We start from the raw sequence: 2,669 nt of genomic DNA on the forward strand, positions 1-2,669 counted from the left end.
CAGTCTTGCTGCCGGCCACGCGCACCTTCGCGCCCGCCGGTAGCGGCGAGCCGTCTTCCTGCAGCACGGTCATCAACGCACCGTGTGACAATTCGGCCGCGAATTCCACAATCACGCCGCTGCGGTTATAGGGCCGCACCGTCTTCTCGAACGCGCCCGATGCGAGATCGAGCGGCAGGTCGGACTGTTCGATCCGCACGGTGTTTTTCTCATAAGGGCGTAAGCGCGGAATGATGGCCACGCCCTTGCTGTTGGTCTTGGCGACAGGCTGGTTTTCGGCATAGACCTGCACGCCCTTCACCTCGCCCACTTTGACGGCGGCAAAGCTCTGCTCCAGCCGACGGGCGGTGAACACATCGCCCTCGATCAGCCCGACCGATCCGGAGACGGTGGCGCGCACGGCGGCCTTGCCGTTGGTGCGGGTGGCCTCGACATCGTAGCGGCCGAAGTCGGTCTGGTAGCTGAATTGACCGTAAAGCCGCTCGTCAGCACCTCTCTCGACGTCGGCGCGATAGCCCATTCCCTCGCCCTCCGGCAGGTTCTGCTGGAGGGACGCACCCAGGCTCGTCCTGCCGCCGGTGTGCTGGACACGGGTCGACGCCGTTCGGCGGGGGCCCAGCGGAATGCTGAGGTAGGCGCCCAGCATGGTATTCTTCTGGCCGCTGAGCGATTGCTGGGCCGTCAGGTTGAGCGCTCCGATGTCTCCAATGCGGAACATGGCGCTTGCGCCCGCCATCTCCACGTCGCTGTCGTCACGGCTGTCGCGGTAGAGATAATTGAGGTTCACCGAGCCGAAGCTGGTGGGCAGACCCGCATAAACCTGGGTCGTCTGCGCCACGGCGCGCCGGTCGGAGGCAAGGCCGACATAATCGTAATTCCGGGTGGTCAGTTCGGTGCGCGCACCAAAGCTCACGGTGCGCCACAAGCTCTCGAAACCCAGCCCGACCATGCCGCCGGTGCCCTTGTCGCCCTGGCTGGCCGCAGCCGAAACCGTGAACACGCCGACGCCCGGCAGCAGTGTCCCGGCAGACAGGCTCGCCATGCGCTGATCCGCCGTCGCCTCCAGATGGGCCTCGCCGGTCAGCCGGTCCGTAAAGCCGTAGCGATGGGTGGCGGACACCGCCAGGTCGCCATAGCTGTTGCTGCGGCGCGCATAATCCTGGCGCAGAAAGCCGACCTCGTAGGAATAGTCGTGCAATCCACGGCGGAGGATCTGCGTCGATGCAAAGTAGGACTGGGTGGTGACGGTCTCCCGGCCGAGGGCATCGCGCACCACCAGGCGCACGTCACCCGCACCGGTCATCACCGGCACGTCGGTGATCTGGAATGGGCCGGCCGGCACGTCCTGGCTGCCGCGCAGGGCATTGTTCACATAGACGTCAACTGTCGATGGCAGGGCCGCCGAACCACCAACAGTGGGCATCGGCAAGGTGATGAAGCCGGGCTGCACCGCGAAGTTCCGCGCGAACTGCACGCCGGAGAACCGCAGCGGCGTGCCGCCGATGCCGCCGCGCGTGATGCCGTCGCCCACCCGCAGGGAACGCATCCGCTCCGGATCGTCGATCGACCAGCTGGTCTCCAGGCGCACGAGGCCGGCCCCGTCCCGGCCGCCCGGCATGAGGAAGCGAGTGGTGCCGTAGCCATGGGGCGAATAGACGCCGGCTTCGAAAAAGCCGCTGACGATGGTATCGCCGTCGCCATGCTGCGCGTAGACGTCATAATTGAGGAAACCGCCCCAGGCCGAGGTGGTCATTGGGCCGGTTTCGCCACCATCCAGCCTGGCGTCGTTCACGTTGAAAAGAGTGGCAAGCGCCGAAATGTCGAGGCTCTGGGTTGCTTCGTCCACCGTGGCCGTCAGACCATTGACGCCACCAAGGGCGTAGTAGGTCTCGCCATCGAGCACAACGGTGCGAGACGAGAATTGCCGCATCCGCCACGCCTCAAGACTGGCCCTGGAGGCATAGATGACGCCGTCCGCATCGCGGGCGAACAAGGCTGCCTCGCCCTGGGGCTGACCGTTCAGCCGCACCTCGAGCAGAGCCGCTTCCAGATCCTGCGCGCCGTTGCTCGCCCATGCACTGGGCACACCCAGGCATGCAGCAACGGCAAGCCCAAGGACGACATGGCTAGCGCTTCTCGAGAGTGAGAGTTTCCTGGTTCTCGCCATGGGCAGTTTTTGTCACCAGCTGAAAGGGGGCATCGGCCGTCAGCCCTGCGGGCTTGCTGATTTTCCATTGCCGGGCGCTGCCGGGCAGCACGACGCCCATGGTCTTGCTGAGGTTGATGCTCTTGCCCGAAGCGGTCCTGGCGCTCAGCTCCAGCACCTGCTCATGCAGCGTGCCGCTGTTGCGCCCTTCAACCACCATGCTGCCATCGGATGCGCGCCAGGCTGACCAATGCAGGTCCGCCTTGCCCTGGGTTTTGGGCAGCGCATAGAGGGGCAGGTTGAGACGCAGCACCATTTGAATGGCATTCCCGCCTTCGATCTGCTGCGGAATTTCCTCGACAATCACGCGGTAGGCGCGCTCCGCGCTTGTATCGCGCTGGCGCAAGCCGACGCGAACCGTCTGGGATCCCTTGGCAGGAATGGTTACGATCGGCGGCGTCGTCAGCACATCCTTCGTCGGCGTGTACACGTCCTCGCCGTTTTCCTGTGTCCAGGCGAAGGC

At 65.2% G+C, this 2,669-nt stretch carries 2 protein-coding genes; both read right to left on the reverse strand.

All coding sequences use genetic code 11. The features are described from left to right. A partial coding sequence (locus tag VIG90_RS13345; protein WP_331594016.1) for a fimbria/pilus outer membrane usher protein occupies window positions 1-2,086 on the reverse strand: 2,086 nt, incomplete at its 3' end. Window positions 2,087-2,126: 40 nt separating this feature from the next. After that, window positions 2,127-2,669 (reverse strand): fimbrial biogenesis chaperone (locus VIG90_RS13350; RefSeq protein ID WP_331594017.1); only part of this gene is annotated, 543 nt, incomplete at its 5' end.

It is taken from the genome of Pedomonas sp. (assembly GCF_036515995.1).
GTDB lineage: Bacteria > Pseudomonadota > Alphaproteobacteria > Sphingomonadales > Sphingomonadaceae > Pedomonas.